The sequence below is a fragment of the Solibacillus sp. FSL W8-0474 genome (genome assembly GCF_038004065.1).
Lineage (GTDB): Bacteria > Bacillota > Bacilli > Bacillales_A > Planococcaceae > Solibacillus > Solibacillus faecavium.
On the sequence record NZ_JBBOQJ010000001.1, the window covers coordinates 3183179 to 3203490 of the forward strand.

At 33.8% G+C, this 20312-nt stretch carries 29 protein-coding genes; 13 read left to right on the forward strand and 16 right to left on the reverse strand.

Translation table 11 applies throughout. The features are described from left to right. The first annotated feature begins 168 nt into the window (after window positions 1-168). A complete protein-coding gene (locus NYE67_RS16200; protein ID WP_340730533.1) occupies window positions 169-951 on the forward strand; it encodes a helix-turn-helix domain-containing protein in 783 nt (260 codons plus the stop codon). Between the two features lie 28 nt (window positions 952-979). Continuing rightward, window positions 980-1330 carry a small multi-drug export protein gene (locus NYE67_RS16205; protein ID WP_340730534.1) on the forward strand — a complete coding sequence of 117 codons (351 nt, stop codon included), beginning with the start codon at window positions 980-982 and terminating at the stop codon, window positions 1328-1330. A gap of 203 nt (window positions 1331-1533) precedes the next feature. Here NYE67_RS16205 and NYE67_RS16210 read toward each other — a convergent pair whose 3' ends face one another. Next, a complete protein-coding gene (locus tag NYE67_RS16210; RefSeq protein ID WP_340730535.1) occupies window positions 1534-2196 on the reverse strand; it encodes a Crp/Fnr family transcriptional regulator in 663 nt (220 codons plus the stop codon). Window positions 2197-2264: 68 nt separating this feature from the next. Here NYE67_RS16210 and NYE67_RS16215 point away from each other — a divergent pair, with 68 nt between their 5' ends. The 4 genes from NYE67_RS16215 (at window position 2265) to NYE67_RS16230 (ending at window position 5339) form a co-directional block, all read left to right on the forward strand. Next, entirely contained in the window at window positions 2265-2996 is a 732-nt protein-coding gene (locus tag NYE67_RS16215) for an HAD-IIB family hydrolase (RefSeq protein ID WP_340730536.1), read from the forward strand. A 235-nt stretch (window positions 2997-3231) separates the two neighbouring features. After that, on the forward strand, window positions 3232-3798 hold the full coding sequence (locus NYE67_RS16220) for a sigma-70 family RNA polymerase sigma factor (protein ID WP_340730537.1): 567 nt from the start codon (window positions 3232-3234) through the stop codon (window positions 3796-3798). Further along, window positions 3795-4877, forward strand: coding sequence for a DUF4179 domain-containing protein (locus NYE67_RS16225; protein ID WP_340730538.1), 1083 nt, complete (start codon window positions 3795-3797; stop codon window positions 4875-4877). Before NYE67_RS16220 ends, NYE67_RS16225 begins: the two co-directional genes overlap by 4 nt. Before the next feature lie 273 nt (window positions 4878-5150). Beyond that, entirely contained in the window at window positions 5151-5339 is a 189-nt protein-coding gene (locus NYE67_RS16230; protein ID WP_340730539.1) for a hypothetical protein, read from the forward strand. Between the two features lie 64 nt (window positions 5340-5403). On the opposite strand, the gene NYE67_RS16235 is transcribed toward NYE67_RS16230, so the two are convergent. The 4 genes from NYE67_RS16235 to NYE67_RS16250 all read right to left on the reverse strand — a co-directional run bounded on the left by NYE67_RS16235 (window position 5404) and on the right by NYE67_RS16250 (window position 7986). After that, window positions 5404-6036 (reverse strand): hypothetical protein, encoded by a 633-nt coding sequence (locus NYE67_RS16235; protein ID WP_340730540.1) that lies wholly within the window; start codon window positions 6034-6036, stop codon window positions 5404-5406. Window positions 6037-6298: 262 nt separating this feature from the next. Beyond that, complete coding sequence (locus NYE67_RS16240; RefSeq protein ID WP_340730541.1) at window positions 6299-6874, reverse strand: hypothetical protein; 576 nt, start codon at window positions 6872-6874, stop codon at window positions 6299-6301. A gap of 481 nt (window positions 6875-7355) precedes the next feature. After that, window positions 7356-7538 carry a multidrug transporter gene (locus tag NYE67_RS16245; protein ID WP_191705380.1) on the reverse strand — a complete coding sequence of 61 codons (183 nt, stop codon included), beginning with the start codon at window positions 7536-7538 and terminating at the stop codon, window positions 7356-7358. Window positions 7539-7623: 85 nt separating this feature from the next. Next, window positions 7624-7986, reverse strand: a complete 363-nt coding sequence (locus NYE67_RS16250) for a DUF2294 domain-containing protein (protein WP_191705379.1) — start codon at window positions 7984-7986, stop codon at window positions 7624-7626. A gap of 438 nt (window positions 7987-8424) precedes the next feature. Between NYE67_RS16250 and NYE67_RS16255 the strand changes: the two genes are divergently transcribed. Further along, complete coding sequence (locus tag NYE67_RS16255; protein WP_339213841.1) at window positions 8425-8628, forward strand: hypothetical protein; 204 nt, start codon at window positions 8425-8427, stop codon at window positions 8626-8628. Between the two features lie 89 nt (window positions 8629-8717). Here NYE67_RS16255 and NYE67_RS16260 read toward each other — a convergent pair whose 3' ends face one another. Beyond that, a complete protein-coding gene (locus tag NYE67_RS16260) occupies window positions 8718-9497 on the reverse strand; it encodes a MerR family transcriptional regulator (protein WP_340730542.1) in 780 nt (259 codons plus the stop codon). Window positions 9498-9703: 206 nt separating this feature from the next. Here NYE67_RS16260 and NYE67_RS16265 point away from each other — a divergent pair, with 206 nt between their 5' ends. Together NYE67_RS16265 and NYE67_RS16270 are read left to right on the forward strand one after the other, a co-directional pair. Further along, window positions 9704-9994 (forward strand): DUF5316 domain-containing protein, encoded by a 291-nt coding sequence (locus NYE67_RS16265; RefSeq protein WP_340730543.1) that lies wholly within the window; start codon window positions 9704-9706, stop codon window positions 9992-9994. Between the two features lie 115 nt (window positions 9995-10109). After that, entirely contained in the window at window positions 10110-11582 is a 1473-nt protein-coding gene (locus tag NYE67_RS16270; protein ID WP_340730544.1) for an S-layer homology domain-containing protein, read from the forward strand. An 82-nt stretch (window positions 11583-11664) separates the two neighbouring features. Here the strand turns inward: NYE67_RS16270 and NYE67_RS16275 are convergent, their stop codons facing one another. Then, window positions 11665-12354 (reverse strand): hypothetical protein, encoded by a 690-nt coding sequence (locus NYE67_RS16275; RefSeq protein ID WP_340730545.1) that lies wholly within the window; start codon window positions 12352-12354, stop codon window positions 11665-11667. 150 nt (window positions 12355-12504) lie between these two features. Between NYE67_RS16275 and NYE67_RS16280 the strand changes: the two genes are divergently transcribed. Together NYE67_RS16280 and NYE67_RS16285 are read left to right on the forward strand one after the other, a co-directional pair. After that, window positions 12505-12702 carry an ABC transporter gene (locus tag NYE67_RS16280; protein WP_340730546.1) on the forward strand — a complete coding sequence of 66 codons (198 nt, stop codon included), beginning with the start codon at window positions 12505-12507 and terminating at the stop codon, window positions 12700-12702. A 31-nt stretch (window positions 12703-12733) separates the two neighbouring features. Continuing rightward, window positions 12734-12901: a TetR-like C-terminal domain-containing protein gene (locus tag NYE67_RS16285; protein WP_340730923.1), complete on the forward strand. Its 168-nt coding sequence runs from the start codon at window positions 12734-12736 to the stop codon at window positions 12899-12901. 8 nt (window positions 12902-12909) lie between these two features. Here the strand turns inward: NYE67_RS16285 and NYE67_RS16290 are convergent, their stop codons facing one another. Next, window positions 12910-14139 (reverse strand): MFS transporter, encoded by a 1230-nt coding sequence (locus tag NYE67_RS16290; RefSeq protein ID WP_340730547.1) that lies wholly within the window; start codon window positions 14137-14139, stop codon window positions 12910-12912. A gap of 59 nt (window positions 14140-14198) precedes the next feature. Beyond that, complete coding sequence (locus NYE67_RS16295; RefSeq protein ID WP_340730548.1) at window positions 14199-14777, reverse strand: TetR/AcrR family transcriptional regulator; 579 nt, start codon at window positions 14775-14777, stop codon at window positions 14199-14201. Window positions 14778-15024: 247 nt separating this feature from the next. Between NYE67_RS16295 and NYE67_RS16300 the strand changes: the two genes are divergently transcribed. Further along, window positions 15025-15588 (forward strand): RNA polymerase sigma factor, encoded by a 564-nt coding sequence (locus tag NYE67_RS16300; protein ID WP_340730549.1) that lies wholly within the window; start codon window positions 15025-15027, stop codon window positions 15586-15588. After that, a complete protein-coding gene (locus tag NYE67_RS16305) occupies window positions 15575-16609 on the forward strand; it encodes a DUF4179 domain-containing protein (RefSeq protein WP_340730550.1) in 1035 nt (344 codons plus the stop codon). The genes NYE67_RS16300 and NYE67_RS16305 overlap by 14 nt, the downstream gene beginning before the upstream one ends. Window positions 16610-16674: 65 nt before the next feature. On the opposite strand, the gene NYE67_RS16310 is transcribed toward NYE67_RS16305, so the two are convergent. The 7 genes from NYE67_RS16310 to NYE67_RS16340 form a co-directional block, all read right to left on the reverse strand. Beyond that, a complete protein-coding gene (locus NYE67_RS16310) occupies window positions 16675-17202 on the reverse strand; it encodes a hypothetical protein (RefSeq protein WP_340730551.1) in 528 nt (175 codons plus the stop codon). Window positions 17203-17295: 93 nt separating this feature from the next. Beyond that, window positions 17296-17688: a DUF5412 domain-containing protein gene (locus tag NYE67_RS16315; RefSeq protein WP_339213863.1), complete on the reverse strand. Its 393-nt coding sequence runs from the start codon at window positions 17686-17688 to the stop codon at window positions 17296-17298. Between the two features lie 132 nt (window positions 17689-17820). Beyond that, complete coding sequence (locus tag NYE67_RS16320; RefSeq protein WP_340730552.1) at window positions 17821-17997, reverse strand: tRNA U-34 5-methylaminomethyl-2-thiouridine biosynthesis protein; 177 nt, start codon at window positions 17995-17997, stop codon at window positions 17821-17823. Between the two features lie 96 nt (window positions 17998-18093). After that, the gene (locus tag NYE67_RS16325) at window positions 18094-19017 is read right to left on the reverse strand and encodes a hypothetical protein (RefSeq protein WP_340730553.1); all 924 of its coding nucleotides are present in this window, start codon (window positions 19015-19017) and stop codon (window positions 18094-18096) included. Between the two features lie 54 nt (window positions 19018-19071). Continuing rightward, window positions 19072-19302, reverse strand: a complete 231-nt coding sequence (locus NYE67_RS16330; protein ID WP_340726004.1) for a hypothetical protein — start codon at window positions 19300-19302, stop codon at window positions 19072-19074. Window positions 19303-19327: 25 nt separating this feature from the next. Next, window positions 19328-19552, reverse strand: a complete 225-nt coding sequence (locus NYE67_RS16335; protein ID WP_340726005.1) for a hypothetical protein — start codon at window positions 19550-19552, stop codon at window positions 19328-19330. Between the two features lie 191 nt (window positions 19553-19743). Further along, window positions 19744-20217, reverse strand: coding sequence for a hypothetical protein (locus tag NYE67_RS16340; protein WP_340726006.1), 474 nt, complete (start codon window positions 20215-20217; stop codon window positions 19744-19746). Window positions 20218-20312 lie beyond the last annotated feature (95 nt).

The window sequence follows — 20312 nt, forward strand, 5'->3', positions numbered from 1 at the left end:
TTTTTTTATCGTAAATTACTTTTCAAACTTTTTTTGTGGAAAAGGCTTTTAAAGCCCGTTATAACAACAATGCAACCTCAATTTGACAATTTGCATTCCCCACATGATAGAAAAAGGGTCCATGTTTTTATACATTATAACTAACAAAATACAAGGGAGTTGAAATAAATGGGATTTGGTGAAAAACTACTTAAGCTAAGAAAAGAAAAAGGATTTTCTCAAGAAACTTTAGCTGAAAAACTAAACACTTCAAGACAGGCAATTAGCAAATGGGAAAACGGTCAAGGGTTTCCTGAAACAGAAAAGCTCTTAATGATAGGAAATATCTTTGAGGTATCGATCGATTACTTATTGAAAGATTCTGTTGAAAACAATGAAGCAAATGAAGCAGGTTATTATGTAAGCAAAGAGATGGCAGAAGGTTTTTTGTTAAGCACTCAAAAAACTGCTAAACATATTGCGTTGGGGTTTGGACTTTTTGCATTGGCATTTGAACCGTACTTAATTATGGGGACGAATTCAATGCTAGGGGTTCTCTTGATTATTGCCATTGGGACATTAGGAATCATTTCTTTTGCGACATTAGGTTTTGATCAAGGGCAATATTCCATTCTCAAAAAAGAAGTTTTATTATTTGATTCCAATTATTTTAAAGAGTTAACAGGGAGATACGAAGGCTTTAAAAGAAAATATTCAGGAGTAATGGTGATCGGTGCTTGTTTACTAGCGGTGGGATTCTTAGCTTTTGCACTGGAGAACAAATTAGAGATGGGCATTTTGGTTCCTTATTATCCGATCTTTGTGTTTTTAATAGCTGTTGGTCTTTATATATCGGTTCGTGGTCTTATAATTCTTTCCGCATATCAATTATTGGTTAAAAATGATGAGCATACAGGCCGGTTTGGTTTTAAATTAAAACAGAAGGCAAAGAAGAAATTTGAGGACTTTTAAGGAGAAATTTTAGTAAGGGGGATTATAAATGATTTGGACATATTTTATTATTTTTATATTAGCTGCAATTCCTTTTTTTGAAGTGACGATGATCGTACCCATTGCCATTATCGGGGGTATGCCGGCAGTTCCAGTAATTCTTATTGCCATTTTAGGGAATTTATTAACGGTTGCTTTATTTATTATATTTGTAGACTCGATCCGTAATTGGCGTAAAAAGAGAAAAACAAATGTAAAAACAAATGATTCTAAACGTCATCAACGTGCGAAGAAAATTCGCGATAAATATGGTTTACCAGGTTTAGCGTTTATCGGTCCGTTTTTTATAGGTACTCATTTAACAGCATTACTAGCTGTCACTTTTGGTGGACACGCCTAAAAACTTTAGTATTAATGACAGCAAGCATCGCATTTTGGGCAGTTTCACTTGGCGGTGCCGCGTATTTAGGCTTTGATTTTCTAGTGACGGATGAAGATGATGGGTTTATTACAAGACTTTTAAATCAATAAAACAAGATTGATTATTAAACCGCACTTATTTATGATACGGTTCTCCTATGAAACTAAGTGCGGTTTTAATCCTCATTCAAATCTTACATCATTTGAATATCGCTTCATCTTTTCCCAATTTAAAATTTGAAGCGTATCTCCATTTCGAATAATGGCCTCTTCTTCACTCCATTTTTTCAAGATACGATTTAAATGTCTTTTTGTTGTGCCAATTAATGAAGCGACTTCATCTAACGTACGTGTTTCAATATACTCACTACTTGTCTCAATAGATGCCAATGTACAATAATAGGCTGCTAAACGTGTAGCTACAGAAGATAGGGCATTTACCCTTGAAGAGATCGTACAAGTTTTTAATTTATAAGCCAGTTCTTTTAAAAGGAGCTGTGTAAAATCGGCATCATGCTGTAAATATTTTTTATATGTATGAAGCGGTATAAATAAAAATTCACAGTTTTCTGCTGCAATACAATTTGATTGAATTATGCATTGTTCAATTATTTCAATATCCCCTAATATGGCAGGCTTTTTACAATACCTCAACAACAATTCTCTACCTGTGATTTCTATGCTTGAGACATAATATTGACCTTCTATTAAAAAATATAATCCATCAATTTCATTACCCGTTTTTACTATATATTCATTTCGTTGATACGTTTTTAGTTGAAGCTCCTTTATGACTTTGTTTGGAAACTTATATGTATAATGCTGCGCAAATTTTTTTAAATCCATTACCTGAAGACACCTGTCCTTTCAGCAGCTGTTTCTTCTTATTATACTATTTACAGGAGGCGATTCGAATGAACTTTGTTTTTGATATTGATGGTACACTTTGCTTTGATGGAAAAACGATTCATCCATCAATAATAGATGCTTTAACCAAATTATCCGATGCTGGCCATGAAGTTATTTTTGCATCTGCACGACCGATTCGGGATTTAGTTTCCGTTATTCCAGCCCAATTTATCAAGGGTAAATTAGTTGGAGGTAACGGTTGTTACACTTCAGTAAACGGTCAAGTTAGCTCTACTTTCTTTGATTTTAATTTAAGAGAGCAGCTACATGAAATAATCCATACATACCAACTTACTTATTTAGCGGATGGCGAATGGGATTATGCATTCACTGGCAGCTTTGAACATCCTATTTATAAAAATATTAACCAAACTTCCGCTAAAAATTTAGCTATTACAGAGCTTGAGAAAATCTGCAAATTAGTCATCTTTAATCCTGCACAACAAGTAATCACTCAGCTTGAACAATTACCTGTTTCAATCACCACTTATAAAAAAGAAAATGCGATTGATATCAGTCCATTAGGTATTAATAAAGTAGTCGGTCTTGAAAAATTAAACATCCATGATTTTATTGCTTTTGGAAACGATAGCAACGACCAATGTTTATTTGAAAAAGCAGCCTATAGTGTATGTGTAGGTGATAATGAAGTGCAGCAATATGCTTCCAAAAAAATCTCAATAGAAGATGTTGCTGAAACAATTTTGCAACCAATAAATCTTCCCGTTAGCATCTAATAAAAGAGCTTAGAGAACATATATAATTCGTGTTCTTTAAGCTTTTTCCCTCTTCCTTTGTAAGGATTACATCTTTTATAAAAACGCCTTCATTTATTTCATATTGAAAAGAGTCAATATTCTCTCCATAAACATTGAGTATAATATCTGTAAAAATTACTAAATTTGCAAATTTTGATTTTTTATTTCGTCTTATTATATGTAAAAGCTTTTACAAAAAAGTAGGAGGGTTTAAATGAATAAATCAAATGAACATAATTTTGTTGAACGCCTCCAAATGGAAAAAGAGGATGCACTTGAATATATCGTCCATCAATATTTACCACTCATTAAAGGCATCTCATTAAAAATTCTTAGTCCACTTCAAAATGACGGGCTAATCGATGAATGCGTCAATGATATATTTCTATCCATTTGGAACCATGCTAGTAAATTCAAAGGAGACACGACCAACTTTAAATATTGGATTGCTTCGATTGCTAAATTTAAAGCAATTGATTATTATCGCAAAACAGTAAAAAACACTGTAGTACCAACTGAGGATATTGAGCTAATTCAAAGTGACGTCGTCGAAGAGCAAATAATTTCTTCTGAAAATAAAAGAGAAATACTCGCTTATATTCACACATTAGATCCACTTGATCAAAAAATAATTATAATGCGCCTTTTCCTTGGTATGAAATCAGATGAAATTTCTGAGAAGCTTGGCATTTCTAAGTCAGCTATCGACAGTCGCTTATCTCGAGGGAAGAAAAAGCTAAAACATTATGCAATTAATCTGATTGGAGGAAATATCAATTGAAGGATATTTATGAGCTATTAAATGATATTAACGTAGATCTATCTGATGACGATTTTGCCCCTGTCTCTGAATTCGAAAAGAAAAAGGTAACGAAAGCTTTAAAAAGTAAAATAGTAAAAAAGAAAAGAAAAAGAAATTTAGTCGCATCTATTATTGCATTAGTCATCCTAACAGGTTCCATTGCAGGTCTCTCTACCACAACTTATGCAAAAGATATTCCTTTACTAGGAAGCATTTTCAAATTATTTACTTCTAATAGTAGCTATGTAGCGTATGAACAAAATGCTAAAAAGCTTCACCTCGTTGAAGAAAGCAATGGCATAAAGCTTAGTATTATAGATGGAGTTTTCGATGGAAAAACGCTATTCCTTACGTACACAATCGAAACAGACAATGATTTAGGTGAAAAGCCCGTTATCAATAGTTTACCGATATATGGCGATACAGGACTAGTAAGTAGTGAACAGCTAGTAAAAACCGAGGAAGGAAAATATATTAGTCTCATGACAATTGATCACTATGCTGGTCACCCGCTAACTGATATCGACGTGAAATGGGATATTACGAGTATTTCAACAGGTATTAATCATTCAGGTACCGTTTATGAAGGCAACTGGAATTTCGACTTCCAACTATCAGCAGTCGATACTAACTCGATTGTAGTAAATGAAACATTACAGGAAGATGGGCTTACATTTACAGCACAAAACCTAACTGTCACTCCAATGTCATTCATTCTATCATATGAAACAAACGTTACAGCCGATCTGTCTAATCAATGGGACAATATTTTCGTATCTGTAGAAATAGAGGATGATTTAGGAAATAAATATACTTCCTTAAATGGCTTAAATCATGGAGCGCGAACAGATTTCACGGAAAACTGGCTTGCCACTTACGATCAATTGGATGCTCGTGCGAAGGCCCTTTATTTAATGCCAATTGTTACGCTCACTGAAAACGATATAATTGATATAGATAAAGATGGAAATTTAGTCAAAGCGAACTATCGTTCAATCAACAGCGATAGTCCTTCTAAGCAAGTTCGGTTATACCCTATTAAAGTTCAAATTCAGTAAATTAAATTTAAGCTGATAAAAAAACGAAGGAATCTAAATTGATTCCTTCGTGTTTTTAGTAAGAAGAACATATTTTATAAAAAATAAATACATAAAAGGACAGGAACAGGAAGTAGTAGATTGGAAAAGAAGCTATTTCGTTCTCCGAAAACAGCAACTTTTTACCCATCATTTGAGTAATATAAACTTAATTTTTGAAAATGATACATAAATTTAATATAAAAGTTACTTTCTATCATTTATACTAAAAATATAGTATGAGAGGTGAATTTAATGATTATTAAAGATACAAGATCATCCCATTTAGATGAACACCTAAAGAATAATTCTGAAACTAGCAGTAATGAAGATATAGAAATGCTTGAAAACATCAAGGTTACAATAGAGAAGAATAAAGAAATAATAGAACAAAACCGGAAAATTCTTGAATCAAAGAAACAAAAAGAAGCCACTGAAGAATAATTTCAGTGGTTTTTTGTTTTATCTTATTGCACTTAGATATAACTTTAATGACGCTTTTACTTCTTTAATTCAAGGCTTCTAACTCTACCCTTACAATCGTATGACATTTCTCAGCAGGATAACAGCCCATTGCAGGCAATAAATAGATTTCACGGTGAGGACCTTTTACGCGGTAGCCTTGTTTTTCTATATCCTCTTTTAGCACTGCTAGCGTTTCCACTGTATTTTTATAATCACCTACATGTAACCTTTGAGCACATAATATTGGGGTACTTTTCACAAATGTAAGTGTAGGTAAATCACTTACACGTAAATTTTTAATTACTCGATTCAGTGCATACTCATAAATGTCATCCGTCACACAATCCGCGACGACCATCATTTGATCGACTAGCCATTTGTTCTCTTTTTCTTCATGCCAGATGATTTCGGGCGGCATTAATTTAAATTTATAATCTAACTGATTTTTAGTAAATTGCTTTATTTGATTCACAACTTTCCAAGCCAACCACTTTTCATCTATCGGTTCAGGTCGTCCGTCCCAGTTCATATTATATGAAGTTGTCATTTGCTGCGAGACATACTTAAGTTCTGGCAGCTGCTGAATAATAGTTTTATCCCGTTTGATTTGGTATATATCTTTATAAATTTTTCGATGATCGTGCGTTTTAAGTATTTGTGCTTCTTTTTTTATCAAAACCATTCCCCCCCTCATTTTGGGATAGAACAATGCCAATGTCCTTCTTTATAAATATTCCAGTTTAATTTAAATCATCCTCTTTATAAATTATGAACAATGCTCGATTGCTCTATATCCCCAACAAATATTTTAGACCCATGTTTTAGAGTAAAAAATAAGTTCTTTGAATTCATATTCAAGAAATTGGATCTTTAGCTTTAAGAAGGCGCAATTCCTTTTTAAGAAAAGCATCAGATTGTTGAATAACTATAATGCGATTTCAATTAATAACACTAAATCCTACCTGTGCTTCTAATTGATACTTTTCCGCTGGTCCAGTTCCCTCTGAAACTCTAATATCAAAATCTGCAATACCGTTTACGACATAATATCCAGCAGGGAATTCTTTATTCATAATTTGTTTCATGAAATCTTGATATTCATTTTGGTCTTCGGAACTATATCCTCCACTACCAACATATTCTCCTCGAAGGGGTTCTCCCTTAACTAATGTCGTACTTAATAGCGGCATATCCATTCCGTATTCAACTTCATAATTTCTCGTAATCTCAACCATTGGAAAAGAAAATGGCGAAGCAGCATGGAAAATTTCAATTTCTCCTTTATCACCTGTATATTCTAGTTCTGCATATATTTTTATCGGCTCATTTTCACTATACTCTGCTTTCTCGGTTACAAGTCGATAGGTAAAATCCCCCTCTGTGACTTCGGCCTGTGTTTCCAGCTTATCCGTGTAGGACACCTCATTATCAAGCTTCTTGTCATTACTTTGTTGGCAACCAAATAAAATAATTGATATAAATACGAAAGATAAAATTACTGTTATTTTTCTCATTAGTCACACCTCCTCTTATCATTAGACGGGGGTTCATAGCTTTCGTTTCAAAATCACCAATAACCTATCAGATAAGGCATATATTATTTTCATTTTTTTAAAGGACTAATATCCCTTACTTAAGAACATACTATTATAGTAATTTGAAAGGGGGTGGAAACTATAAAAACAAATATTTTGTTATTGTTAGGGGTACTTACGGGATTATTGGTTTCGTTTATTTTAAGATCGTTCGGAATTAGTCTACATTATGACTTATTCCTTCATAATGTATTTGGTGATTTTAAAATTCTAGGTTTATTATTTTCATTATTGCTTATTACAATTCTATTATTCTTTGTCTATAAAGCCAAAAACGCTCTTTCAAAAGTGTAATACTGAAAGTTTGAAGGCAATAGAAAAACCGGTAAACGTTGGTGTATGTAACAGCGTTTACCGGTTTATTATTGGAACATTATTTTTAAGGAAGAAAGAAAACTTATTATGTTGTTTTTTTCAAGTCGTCAGCAAATTTAGAGGAGATATAATTCAATACTTCCGTAATTTCACGATTTTCCTCTATTATTTCCTTATTTTTAGCGATCGTTTCCTTTATATTTTGATGGATTTCATTGTCGTAAAGTTTTGTATCTAAGTGAGGTACTGATGTCTTATTCTTTTCCATATCAATTTAAACCTCCTTTTTCCGCTATTATAATGTGGGATATCTTTTCTTTTCCTGGAAGACTATTAATTCACTACTACGTTACTCATAATTTACTTTGTAAATCCTCTGAAAGCTTAAAAACCATAATGCGTTCCCCAGTGATTGTACTCAAATCACTATAAAAACTAACGACTTCTATACCTGTTATGGTAAGTATTGCTTCTTTTATTTCTTCTACACCAGATTCCACTAGGCTATTTCGCATTTTTTTGACTGATAATAGGCCCTCTTTATTTTGGCATACTGCATATTCGGCAGGTGTTAAGACCCCTCCTAACACCACAACTACCATATCTCGCAAGATATCTGATTTAACCGATACGGAACCGCGCCCTAGATAACTTTTCTCCCAATTAGTTAACACTTTACTGATTTCGGCTTCAAGAGCACCTTTTGTTTTATCCATCGTGACTTCCACCCCTCCACTTCACAATTAATTGTTATACATTTATTTTATAGTCAATGGTACCTCTAGCTTCTCCCATATGCATATATAAATATTTTTTCTCTGTACCTTTTCTAAAAAACGAAAAACCGACAATCCAAAAATAATGGTTTCAACTATCAAACCATTTACTTTTAAAATTGTCGGTTTACTTTTAACTAACCTAATCTAGGTTTTCTAAAATGTCTACCTATTATTTAAAATTATTTTTCTAATTCCTTTTTGAATGGATAACCAATGTCCAAAATATTGACTACCAAACTAAGGATAAAACGCTATTTACAATATATAAAAATATTAATACTTAGTTATTTCTCTGTCAAGTTTAAGATAATTAAATTTATTAACCCATTTTCATTTATTATTAATAGTATGATTGGAAATAAGTGGAGGGGTTATATGAGAAAAAATCAATTATACTATCTTATTTATCCTATAATATATTTTATTATTGCAACAGTTGGTCAATATTTTACAAGTGGAAATATTAGATGGAGGGAAAATTTATCCCTTACAGTAATTGCTATTGTAATTGTTTTCTTAGCATTTGTAATATTTAATTGGGCAAACCTCCCTCATGCATCAAAAAGTAAAAGTAAATGAAACAATTTGCCATCAACTTTGAAATACATAATAGATTGGGGCATACGAAGTGATACAGGTTTTATTTGTTATTTTAATATGATACCGATCTATTCCGTTTCTTCTTGCTGAATATAATATTCCATCGCTTGATCAAACCATTTTTGTTCATCTTCTGTAAATGGAGAAGGTGTCATATTTTCAAGTTCTTGCATATCAACTTCTCCTTCTATTTTCTTATCAGCGAGTTTTTGCATCAAATCCTCACCAAGAAATGAAAAATATTCTTCTACATAGTTCTTAATCATTCGTTGTACTTTCGGGTCCTCTACGGGTTTACCATATAATTGTTTCACTTCTTTAGACACTTGATAAATCGTTTTATCTAAAGGGAATTTTTCTTCTTCCGATTTCTTTTCTAACTCTTCCATGACATCCTTGAAATCCGTTAACATATGGCGATCCATCCATTCTTCTTGTATATGTTCAGTACGCATACTGTGAATAAGGTTAAGTATTAAGTTACTATCCACTGTTCCCTCTTCCTCAATTAACCTAATTACTCTATTAATAGATTTCATTGACTGTTCGATTCGTTTTTTCTCTTTTTCTAAAGCTTGAAAATGGAGAGACAAGCTTTCATTTAAATCAACGGTAAAGCTTGATTTATTTAATAAATTTTTTATTTCATCCAGACTATATCCTAGGAATTTTAAACTCAGAATTTTTTGTAATATTATAATATCTTGATAATTGTAAATGCGATGCCCTGAAGAAGGATTCTTTTCTGGTCGTAATAAACCAATTTCATCATAGTAATGTAAAGTAGGAATAGGTATTCCTGTTTTTTCTGAAAACTCCCCAATGGAAAACCTGTTATTGTTATTCATCAAAATTCCTCCCAACAAAAGTATAAGTTTATTATAAAACCTCAAGCAACTTGAGGTTCAAGTGATAAATTTGAAAATGATATATTGTTCCACTAGGTTCTCCCTACGATTTTTTGGGTTAGGTTTTATAAAACTAACGAAACAGAATACTTTAATGACTGTAACTTTTTCCATACATAGCCGTAGTAACTTTTAGGAGGGATAAAATGAAATATTTATTACTTGGTACGCTTCTGGCTCTGGTAGGTATGTTAGCATCTATTGTGATATGGGATATTGAAATGGTTACTACTATTACAGGTGGAATTGGCTTGTTTTTTATTGTGATTTCGTTCATTATTTCGGGTGCATTTGTAAGTGGAGATCGGATGCGGGCTAACTTAGCTACTGAATCAGTCGAAGGTAGTAAACAAAGAAATGATACTGTTTTACATTCGGTATTAATTGCCATTCCAAATTTTGCGGTAGCGATTTTGTTTTACTTTTTATTGAACTAACGGGTGGATGGATGTTTTTGTTAAAATTTGATATTAAATTTTTCTACTAGTATATTAGGATTTAGTAATAAAAAGTTTACCGACAAACAAATCCTTCACTTAGGAGAGATAAACAATGAAATTACGACCAAATAAAGTCGCATTAATGGCATTGTCGTTATCTTTAATGACGCCTGTGTTCATCGCGCCAACTACAACTGGTGCGGCTACTGATACAAAACTTTTTAAAGATGTAACAAAAAAGAATCCAAACTTTGAAATTATTCACATGATGGCAGATAAAGGAATTATTAGTGGTTATCCTGATGGTACGTTCAAACCGAATCAAACGTTGTCTCGTAAACATGCAGCGGCACTCATTACGCGAACTGTCAAAACATTGCCGAAAACAACCGTGTTTAAAGCACCTAAAGATTTATCTACAAAGAACGCATACTACAAGGATATGAAAATATTAATGGAAGCTGGATTATTGGAACTGGATAAGAAGGGTAATATTAATCCCGATGCTCCATTAACACGTGGCGAAATGGCGAAAATCATTACTACCGCTTATCAACTAGATACAACAGGACAACATCCGTTCCGGGATGTATCCTCGAAATACAATTCTTATATAACGGCACTTTACCAAGCAAATGTGACATCAGGCTATGAAGATGGAACGTTTCGTGAAAACACGTATTTAACACGTGCGCACTACACTGCTTTTATTTATCGTGCAATGCGAGAAATGGGTAACATGCCAGGAACTGAGTTGAGCGGTGCCATCTTTTTACCGACAAATTACACAAGTGAAGATTATCGTCGATTTGTACTCGCCTATGAGTACTTAACTATAGGTGATAACAGACCAACTCATGTCATCCATCCATTATTCCCTAGTTGGACACCATCTTTAGGTTATGAAGTAAAACCAGTGAAGTATTTAATGAAAACGGGTGAAAATGAATATTATTATTCAAATGATGTGGCTAAAAAAATAGCCGAACATTCCAATTACAGCATGCCTACTCCTGATGAAGTAGAGCAATTTGTAAAGAAAGACTTGAAGTTAAATTCAACCGATTATGAACGGTACGATAATGTGAACGGTATATCATTTTTCCACAACCCTAATAATAATCCGAGCTTTAATATAACTTTACCGAAAAAGGGTCCTAATCAGCAGGCAAATAATATCGTAATTAATGCTTACTATAATAATAAAGAGGTACTCAATCAATTTTTAGCTTATTTAATGAAAACCGAAGCGAGTAAAGCAATCGATTGGTATGAAGAAAAAATGAAAATCCTTTATAATCCGCTTTATATGCATCAAGCTAATTTACAAACAGGCTATTTTGCTAAACAGTTTGGCGACTATTTAATTCAGTTTAATATTGGCTATGCGAATGCTGTTGATGTAAGAGGAGAAATCATTGGTAGTCCATCCTTTTTGGATGATAAACTACACTACTTTGTAACGATTACGACTGCCGATCAGTTAAAAATAATTGAAAGTGCGCCATTAAAACCGATTGAATTTAAACAAGAAGCGTATGACAAACTGATGCGCGATGTTATGCGTCTACATGGGAACCCTTAATTGGAACAAAGAAAAATATAATAGTCAGGTGTACATTTATTTGTACACCTGCAAGCTATTTTCCCTTCAATCCCCTCCCCCTTTAACAATCTTTTAAATCCGTCGTGAGCAATTTCATTTCATAGTCCCTACTTGTCATCGTTTTAAGAGTCCCATTTTTTCCATCAACAAATGGAAATGCTGTTTTGTGAATAGCGTAATGCTTTAACTTTAAATAGGCGACCACTGGAAAATCTGAATCAAGCCATATTGCCCGATAACCTACTAAGCCAAATTTTTGCATCAGACGGTCCAAACTTTCTACTACTGAATATACAAATTCATCATAATTACACGTAAATGCTGATGTAGTCTCTGGAGCACCTTTTTCAGTGTCGTCTACATACTGGTTGATTTTAAAGTGTAGGTTTTCTCTGTTACTTTTTATATCAAACGCTTTGATGTGCCACTCTGTTAATCCTGGTTCTTGATACCAACTAAAATTCGTTTCATCGCCATAAGATTCTGTATTCATATCAGAATTCAGTGACAGTAAAGCATTTAACAAATCACCTAAAGCATCAGAAAGATAACTCGCTCTAAAAGTAAACGTTTCATTTACTGTCTGTATTTCGCATATAGCCCATCCTATGCCTATAATTTTATAATTAAATTTCAACATACTCACCCTTTTAATCGTTAATGTAAAACCCGTACTTTTTCCTAAGTATACTAAATCTCCATATAAGTTGTGGGCAGCGATTCGTTCTTCTCTATTCCTGCTGTTTCCCATATTTTTTCTATGATCTACTAGTGCTAAAACTTGCTCATCAAATTCACCTTTGACTGTAATAAGCCTTAAGTCTTAATCTAGATAACCCAATCATATTGACTGCATCTGCTTACTATAATAATAAACCATCTTTGAAAAGGAGGTGTTTCTATGAATGGCATTTTCCTTGGATTTCTTACAGGTGTGATATGGCTGCTGCTAGCATTATTAGGATTCATTTCAGAGTTCTTCGGATTAATCGGTCTAGGAGGAGTTCTTGGTAATATTTTAAATATTCTTGTTGCGTTAATTGGCTTCCTTGCTTTTGTTTACTTTGGTTTACGCCTATTCAAGAAAGCATTGCACTAGTGCAAGTGAGTATAATGGGCTTTTGGGGAGCTTGCTTGTTTCCAAACACTATTTAGCTGCGTATGTTGCATCGACACCTATCGGAGTGATACAAAGATGGCTAGAAACGAGAAGAAAAGAATTCCCTCAAGAAATAGCTCGACTTCTAGCCAACCTAACAGTTAATGTTTCATTTAAATGCATGCTGAGTTTATTATAAGTGAAGAATTACGCATATTCTTCCTGCTGTATTTTCTCAACTTTTATTTTTAAAATGGATAGCGATAAAATCGTTAATATACCTACTATAAGATAGCTAATGGTTACTATAAGTGGTAATCCTAATGGATGAAGTAACATAAACGTCACTGCGAACATGCCTCCTAGCATCCCTACATTATTTGCTAGACTTGAATATCTTCCTCGAAAAGATGCTGGAATAAAGTTCGCTGAAATGCCCTGTAATGCGGGGAAAAGCAATATTTCACCTACCGCTGCTAAAAACATGGCACTAAATAGTTGTGGTTGCGTTTGCAGCATACTTAGCAAAATATAACCTACAAACAGCAAAACTCCTCCCGTTAACGCCACGTTCATTTCATTAAAACGAACGAGTAATTTTTTTGCTACTAATAAAAATACCACGGCAATCACCGTATTTTCTGTCCGTAAAAACCCTAATAAAGAATAGCTGTCTTCACCAAATAAATCATAATAATGCAAGCTTAAATAATAACCAATTTGTTGATCCATTAAACTAAATACAAAGCCTAAAAATAATAATAAAAGTAAAATCTTATTGTTCCATACAACCATCCAGATGGAGTTATTCTTTAGATGTCCTTCCTCTTCTTTGAATGATAGAGAATTTTCTTGTGTCGCTTTATGAAGCGTTTCGGGAATCCACTTCATGATCACAATAACAGTAATAATCGAGCTTATAATGATGAAAGTGAACAGTAAAATTTTATATTCCGCAAATAATAGTCCCCCTAGTGAACTTCCTATTGCAAACCCTAAGTATGCCGTCCACATTGAATAAATATAAACACTTTTGCGGTTTTCCCTAGTCGTTTCATCTAATATTAGTGCACTATATCCCGGTAAAGCCATGGCTGTAAAAAAGTTTGTTAAAACAAAGGCTACTACACTCAAAAGAATCATGTATTCATTCAGTATTTGTCCTAACAATAACAACATAAAACCAACCGCTGTCATCGATTCTCCTATAACAATCGTTAGCTTTCTCCCTTTTAAATCGGCTAGTTGACCGCCAAGCAAACCACCAAATAAAGTTATTACCCCTATCCCTAATGTTAAAATAGTAACTTTTACACTTCCGATTTCATTCGCAAAATATAAAACAATAAATGGTAACACTGCTGTATTTGTTATAACGGTAATAAATTTTAATATAATTCGTATTTGTACACTTCTATTAAAATCTCGGAAATTCATACATAGCCCCCTGTTTTGATTGATTAATCAATCAATAAATTGTTTAAGAAAAGGATTGCTTATTGCAATCCAAATAAACGCGTAGCATTTTCAGCATATAATTTTAAAGCACTCTCCGAAAATTGATCTGTATTAGATAAGAACAGGCCTAATAAAAGGGATATATATGAAATAGCTAAAACATTTGCATTGGCCTCTGCAAGCTTCCCTTCTCGCTGACCATTTTGAATCAACTGCTCAAATTTATCTGACATTTCCCGAGCAGCCTTATTCGCAATAAGATAGGGCTTCATATACTTCTCCCACTGGGATGTCACATGAATTAATAACAGTAAATATAAACGTTTTTCACTAAAAAGTTGGAAATGCCGCAATGTCATTTGATGAATTTCCTCTTGATAATCGTTCGGTTGCGTATTAAATCTTAATACCTCCTCCAAAAAATCTGCCATAGGTTCCTCAACACACTTTAATAGTAAATTTTCTTTGTTCTCAAAATATGTAGCCACTGTCCCAAACCCTACGTTTGCTAGCTTAGCAATTTCAGCCATTGTCGTAGCTTCGTATCCTTTTTCTGCGAATAATTGAGTCGCCACCTCTAAAATATCTTTTCTCTTTTCTTCAATTGTCTTTTTCATTTTGTGTCACCTACTTTTGATTGATTAATCAATCTTTTTATTTAATTTACTACATAAAACATATTTTGTAAATAAAAACCAGAAGTGCTGTAAAATAATATTAATTAAATTTTGAAACAAACCATTATTTCATTCGAAAATCGAGCTGTTCATAAGTCAGCTCTTTTTCTTTTTAATTTCCATATTGTGCATCCTAAGCTCCTCCGCCATCGCCTATAAGGTAAAAACAAAAAAGGGGGTTATCCTAATGGAACAAGAAACACTGATGAAACGAATTCGAAACGGTGAGGATGAAGCTTTTGCTCTACTCGTAAACCCCTTGATAGAAAAGGGATACAGGACCAGTTTCAGTATCCTCAAGTCAAAAGAACAGGCTGAAGAGGTTGTTCAAAATGCATTGATTGAGGCGTACCGCAACATCATGAGCGGAAAAGAAATCACCTATTTCAATACCTGGTTCTATAAACTCGTCTCCCTCCGCTCAATAGACGCATGGAGAAAGAATGACCGGCTGAAGGAATCTCCGCTTGAACATGATGTGGGGAAAGAAAAACTTGGCGTCATGGAAAGCGTGCTAAAAGAGGAAACCGAAAATGAACTTAAAAAAGGCATACTATCCCTCGACAACAGGGACTATCGAAATGTCCTCATCCTCTACTATTACCAAGACCACGCTATACAGGAAATATCAGATTTGCTGGGAATGAAAACTTCGACGGTCAAATCCCACCTTCGCAGAGCACGTAACGCTTTGAAAAAAAGATTGATGGAAAATCAGTTTATAGGGGTGAATTCACATGAAAATCGATGACTCAATGAAGAAAGAGATTCAAGAAGAGATGGAAACAATCCAGGCACCATCTTCCTTATATACATTTGCGAAAAATATTAAGGAAGAGTCGGAAATGAAAGTGGATTTCGTAAATACAAAAGAACGAAAAAGAGGTTGGAGGAAGTTCCAGTTCGCAGTTGCAGCGGTGATCAGCCTTAGTGTCCTAACAGCTTCTGCATTTTTGAATCCAACTATGGCGGAAATGGTTTCAAAAATCCCATATGTAGGACAAGTATTCCAAAAACCGATCCAAATAGTAATTACAGAAGTGTTGGAGAAAGAAGGATATAACACGGCAGGAGTCGGTATGAGCAGATGGGAGGATATGACACTTTTTGACATACAACTAAAAGGAACGGAAGAATACGTCAATCAAGAAGAAGACAATGTTTTAGCTATTTTGTCGGGAGTTTTGGAAAAAAGAGGTTATGATAACTACGAGTTAACGATTTCTGAGACGAATGAAATATCACCTGTGCTAGCTGAAATATTTAATCAAAGGGCCGAAATAGGCGAAAAGTTGAAGTCGGAGTTGCAAGTAGCAGGCTATACGATTTTAGATGTTAACGCATACTCACCTATCATCAAAGTATATATACCGGTTACTGATGAAGCTAAGAAAGCAGAAATTAACACGGTAGCGAATGAATTTCTGGAATCAAACGGTTCATTGAAAAGTGTACACATTATAACGAAAGATGTTTCATTTGAGGAACTTGAAACAAAGTGGATGCCCGTCATTACGAGTATTGAAGAAGAGTTATACCTGAGAAAAGAGTACCGGGTAGATGACATTCGTTATACCTTCAAACCTGAAAAAGTATCTATTACCATCAAGCTGAACATGAACACATCGCATACTGAAGCTAAAGAGGCAGTAAACAAAATCCATGAAAGAATTACTGAATTCCTAAATAGTGAAGAAGTAAAAATAAAGACAGACAATCAAGGTTATGAGTTAATTATCCAAGACAAGAACGGCAAGGATTTTCAATTTTAAATACTTACAAACATTAGAGCAACTTCATTTTATGGCGTTGCTCTTTTTCTATTTAAAGTTACTTTTTAATCCGAGTTAGTTCCTGATAAATCTTCAATAGTTTCAAAAATTCTTGAGTATACACCTTGAATACTTTGTTCGTTTACTACTTCATTAGATAATACATAACCCCAATACCTTTGACTCTTACTATCATAAAGATAGGCGTAAACACCTGACTCAACATCCGGATAATTTTCAAAATCAAACTGTTCTTTAATGAAAGGAACATATCCTTTTTGTGAGTCGATAAATAAGAATGGACGAGTACTATTATTATAAACCTTCGCATATTGAGCTTTATCTGCTTCTTTGAGATTTTCCTTCGTAATAAATATAGCATCATAATTTTCTACTTTTTGCAGATCAGTAAAATCGATGCTTGTAAATTGTATTTGTTCTTCTCTAACATCTGGTTCTTCACCAATAATCCCAATATGTAACGGCTTGCCATGATAAGGTTCTGTTTCATTTTCATCATTCTGCATTGAACAACCGAATGCTATAGCTAGAACTGAAATCATTATTATCGCAAGACGAACTTTTGTTTTCATATGTTCACCTCCATATATTTTTAAACTCCGCCTAATTTTGAAAAGTAATATCGTAGCTCTTTTATATATTTGCAAGAAAACTGTAAAACTGATTTATTGTTTACGAAAATCGAATTTGCCATTAGGAACTTCAAGAGTGTGCCCATTAATTACTACTGTTTTATTATCTAACCACTCAATTTTGGCTGTTGATTCTCGATAATTCCAGTAGATATTTTTTGTTTTGCCATTACGTTCATTAAATACTAATTCACCTCTTACAGCATCAGCACTTAAACTTGGGCTCGATATATAGGCTTTTAAAGTATATGTACCATCAGGGGAGGTTTCTTCCGTAAGATATTTACCAGTGGGCAGCCTGTTCATATCGAAAAATGCCCAATAAACTCCATATCCAATAAACCCTATAATTAAAAAGCTAAAAACCAATGAAATTTTAACAATCTTTTTTCGCTTTGGCCTTTTTATCGTTGAGTTAGCATTCATAAAACACACCCCTTTTGTTATTTCGTTGAAAAGTTAAATAATTCCTTTTACTGTAGACTTTTTTAATTTTATTTAGTTCCCCAAAAAAAGAGCCTTTCCTTATTTCAAAGAAAGCCCCCGATTGCAGTACAGTTATGAATTTATCATTTTGTTTCTTTCTTTTTTTGGATTACTTCTGCCAAATATGTATCCTAAAATGATACCCATTAAAAACATGAAGAGTCTTTCTACAGAGAAATCATTCGTAAAATACCCCCATATAAGCCATCCCGCTAAAGAACCCAATATTAATCCAAGTATATTTTTCACACCATACCCCCTCACGATCCTTAACTTTCAGATCCGCTCTCCCTATTTCCCTCTACTTTTAATTATTCAAACGTCTCATTTACTGAGTAATAACGATCACACACCGGATTTCAATTCATACATATACAACTCATTCCCGTCCAAAAACAGCAACTTATTCTCCCGGTTATTCACTAATTGCGGTTCGAGAGGCTTACCATTTGGTTTCATCAGTTCGAGTTTACGGACCATCTTATATTCATTGCCTTCACGTTGTAGCTCAAAAAATGCATGTTCCCTTCTCCCATGATACGCAACGATTGTCTCACCTTTTACCGCAAATGCATTAAAATGCATATCTTCAGTTGAATAATACTTTGTGACACCTTCTTTCCGTACACCAATCATTGAATCCAGGGTAAAGTAAAACCAAATTCCTTCATCAGTTATATCATTCAACGCCAAACACTCAAAAATATAATATTCCGTATCCTTTTCAAGCGAATCCTTCTTACCACCCGACGCGTCCCAGCCAACTAGCCCGCTGCTGCCAATTGGTTCCTTCCAACCGTAATTGCCGTGAACGCCTTCAGAAAAGTAGCCTGTCCAAATCTCTTGATTCTTCGTTACGTACACATGCTCTATACCATCCCCTAAACAAAATGAACGGATAAAATACCCATTTTCATCATAGACTCGTGCGTTTTCTTCAATATTTTGCGCATCATAGTATACCGACCGCGCACCTACAAGTAGAATGTGACCGTTATCAATCGGCTGTATGTAATGATAATTCCATGTCTCTTCCGGCAAATCCAGCACTTTCTTTTGTCCATCTTTTAGATGAACGACTTGATATCTATAGCTTTTTTCCGTAACAGTTGCAGGGAAGGAACCACCAATTAGTGGAATTTGCTCTTCCCTCAGTAGAACAAATACATCGTTTTCATGTCCAAGTGCAATTGAAAGAGGCGACATTTTTTTCAGTTCTTCTTTCAGATTAGCAATTGGCTTCATCGGTATTTTGAGTATTGATTTCATTTTCTTTCACCAACCTTTTCTTTATAAAGAATTTCTATATCTTAAGGCCATTAATTATTGCTTTTTACTTTTAAACTCTTCATATTCTCCCCAGGCTATGTATGCTATACCTATGATTAAAGCAATGCTGCTAAATATATTTAAAGTTTCCCCTACAACCAATAACGCTACACTCCAATCTATAGCCTTTAAACTCGAACCAAAAATAGCTGCGCTAATGTAATTTGCTGAAAATAAAAATGCAGCTATCGCTATAAAAGCAACCCCAGTTCCACGTTTATTCATGTACTCCACTCCTTGCTAAATATACTTAGAAAGTAAAAAGCGCCATCACGATAATGATTAATGATACGGGTATAAAAAATATTGCCCAGCTATTTTTACCTTTCGTTTTAAATTCCTCTATTCCAATAAGTGCAAAGAAAATACCAAGTAGTAAAGATGATATTGGACCATACGAAAAATCTTTTGTAATTAAGCCATATGCTGATATTCCCATTGCAGCTAAAGCCAGGATTATTTTAATAATTTTCAATTAATTCCCCCTCGTTTCGTTAGTTAAAGCACATTATTTCACAATCCATTTATTTTACCATAAATTTTCCATATAAAAATTGAAGTATGCATTTTTTGGGTAAAAATTAAAAGGATACCTTTTTGTATAAAATAGGATATCCTCTATTAGCTAACTATATTTAACAGCAAGTTTCAATCAAATATAAATTACTACTTCTCATGAACTTTCACATATACGCTTCCAAATAGGCTTTCTCCTATATAAGCATCTAACTTCCATATTCCACTTTTCGGTAATGACATGTTAGATGGGGCGTGTTTGTCTGCTCCATTATTAGCACCACCTAGTACGCCACTGGTTACAAGGATTTCTTCATCTTCATTTTCCTGTGTGGCTACAACTTTTAGTTCTCCTTCTAGCTCTTGTTCTTCCCCCCAAAAATGCCACATGTACTTTTGCTCTTTATCAGGATAGAACCGAACTTCTTCACTATCATCGTAAATAAAACCTAATCGCCCCTCTTCTCCAATCATTGTGTAACCGCCTGATTCAAAAAGTGAACTTTCCTTCCAATTGTTTTTAATTACTTTTTCATTTTTTCCAATGGACTCCTCTTCCTTACAGCCTGCAATTGCAAACGATAAAATTAATGCGAAGATTAAAAGGATTCTTTTTTTCAACATAAATACCTCCCACTGACTTTTTATGTTACTTCTCTAACTAGTACGGATACTCCTTCAGAGAATTAAATAAGGGAAAGATTTTCCGTTATTTGAAG

What these genes read in the sequence shown, in the direction of transcription:
- NYE67_RS16300 (WP_340730549.1), top strand. Translation starts at nt 15,025, where the DNA reads ATGGAACAAGAAACACTGATGAAACGAATTCGAAACGGTGAGGATGAA.
- NYE67_RS16310 (WP_340730551.1), bottom strand. Translation starts at nt 17,202, where the DNA reads ATGAAAACAAAAGTTCGTCTTGCGATAATAATGATTTCAGTTCTAGCT.
- NYE67_RS16295 (WP_340730548.1), bottom strand. Translation starts at nt 14,777, where the DNA reads ATGAAAAAGACAATTGAAGAAAAGAGAAAAGATATTTTAGAGGTGGCG.
- NYE67_RS16260 (WP_340730542.1), bottom strand. Translation starts at nt 9,497, where the DNA reads ATGAATAACAATAACAGGTTTTCCATTGGGGAGTTTTCAGAAAAAACA.
- NYE67_RS16325 (WP_340730553.1), bottom strand. Translation starts at nt 19,017, where the DNA reads ATGAAATCAATACTCAAAATACCGATGAAGCCAATTGCTAATCTGAAA.
- NYE67_RS16200 (WP_340730533.1), top strand. Translation starts at nt 169, where the DNA reads ATGGGATTTGGTGAAAAACTACTTAAGCTAAGAAAAGAAAAAGGATTT.
- NYE67_RS16265 (WP_340730543.1), top strand. Translation starts at nt 9,704, where the DNA reads ATGAAATATTTATTACTTGGTACGCTTCTGGCTCTGGTAGGTATGTTA.
- NYE67_RS16280 (WP_340730546.1), top strand. Translation starts at nt 12,505, where the DNA reads ATGAATGGCATTTTCCTTGGATTTCTTACAGGTGTGATATGGCTGCTG.
- NYE67_RS16240 (WP_340730541.1), bottom strand. Translation starts at nt 6,874, where the DNA reads ATGAGAAAAATAACAGTAATTTTATCTTTCGTATTTATATCAATTATT.
- NYE67_RS16205 (WP_340730534.1), top strand. Translation starts at nt 980, where the DNA reads ATGATTTGGACATATTTTATTATTTTTATATTAGCTGCAATTCCTTTT.
- NYE67_RS16215 (WP_340730536.1), top strand. Translation starts at nt 2,265, where the DNA reads ATGAACTTTGTTTTTGATATTGATGGTACACTTTGCTTTGATGGAAAA.
- NYE67_RS16330 (WP_340726004.1), bottom strand. Translation starts at nt 19,302, where the DNA reads ATGAATAAACGTGGAACTGGGGTTGCTTTTATAGCGATAGCTGCATTT.
- NYE67_RS16230 (WP_340730539.1), top strand. Translation starts at nt 5,151, where the DNA reads ATGATTATTAAAGATACAAGATCATCCCATTTAGATGAACACCTAAAG.
- NYE67_RS16290 (WP_340730547.1), bottom strand. Translation starts at nt 14,139, where the DNA reads ATGAATTTCCGAGATTTTAATAGAAGTGTACAAATACGAATTATATTA.
- NYE67_RS16275 (WP_340730545.1), bottom strand. Translation starts at nt 12,354, where the DNA reads ATGGGAAACAGCAGGAATAGAGAAGAACGAATCGCTGCCCACAACTTA.
- NYE67_RS16270 (WP_340730544.1), top strand. Translation starts at nt 10,110, where the DNA reads ATGAAATTACGACCAAATAAAGTCGCATTAATGGCATTGTCGTTATCT.
- NYE67_RS16245 (WP_191705380.1), bottom strand. Translation starts at nt 7,538, where the DNA reads ATGGAAAAGAATAAGACATCAGTACCTCACTTAGATACAAAACTTTAC.
- NYE67_RS16315 (WP_339213863.1), bottom strand. Translation starts at nt 17,688, where the DNA reads ATGAATGCTAACTCAACGATAAAAAGGCCAAAGCGAAAAAAGATTGTT.
- NYE67_RS16250 (WP_191705379.1), bottom strand. Translation starts at nt 7,986, where the DNA reads ATGGATAAAACAAAAGGTGCTCTTGAAGCCGAAATCAGTAAAGTGTTA.
- NYE67_RS16220 (WP_340730537.1), top strand. Translation starts at nt 3,232, where the DNA reads ATGAATAAATCAAATGAACATAATTTTGTTGAACGCCTCCAAATGGAA.
- NYE67_RS16255 (WP_339213841.1), top strand. Translation starts at nt 8,425, where the DNA reads ATGAGAAAAAATCAATTATACTATCTTATTTATCCTATAATATATTTT.
- NYE67_RS16210 (WP_340730535.1), bottom strand. Translation starts at nt 2,196, where the DNA reads ATGGATTTAAAAAAATTTGCGCAGCATTATACATATAAGTTTCCAAAC.
- NYE67_RS16340 (WP_340726006.1), bottom strand. Translation starts at nt 20,217, where the DNA reads ATGTTGAAAAAAAGAATCCTTTTAATCTTCGCATTAATTTTATCGTTT.
- NYE67_RS16305 (WP_340730550.1), top strand. Translation starts at nt 15,575, where the DNA reads ATGAAAATCGATGACTCAATGAAGAAAGAGATTCAAGAAGAGATGGAA.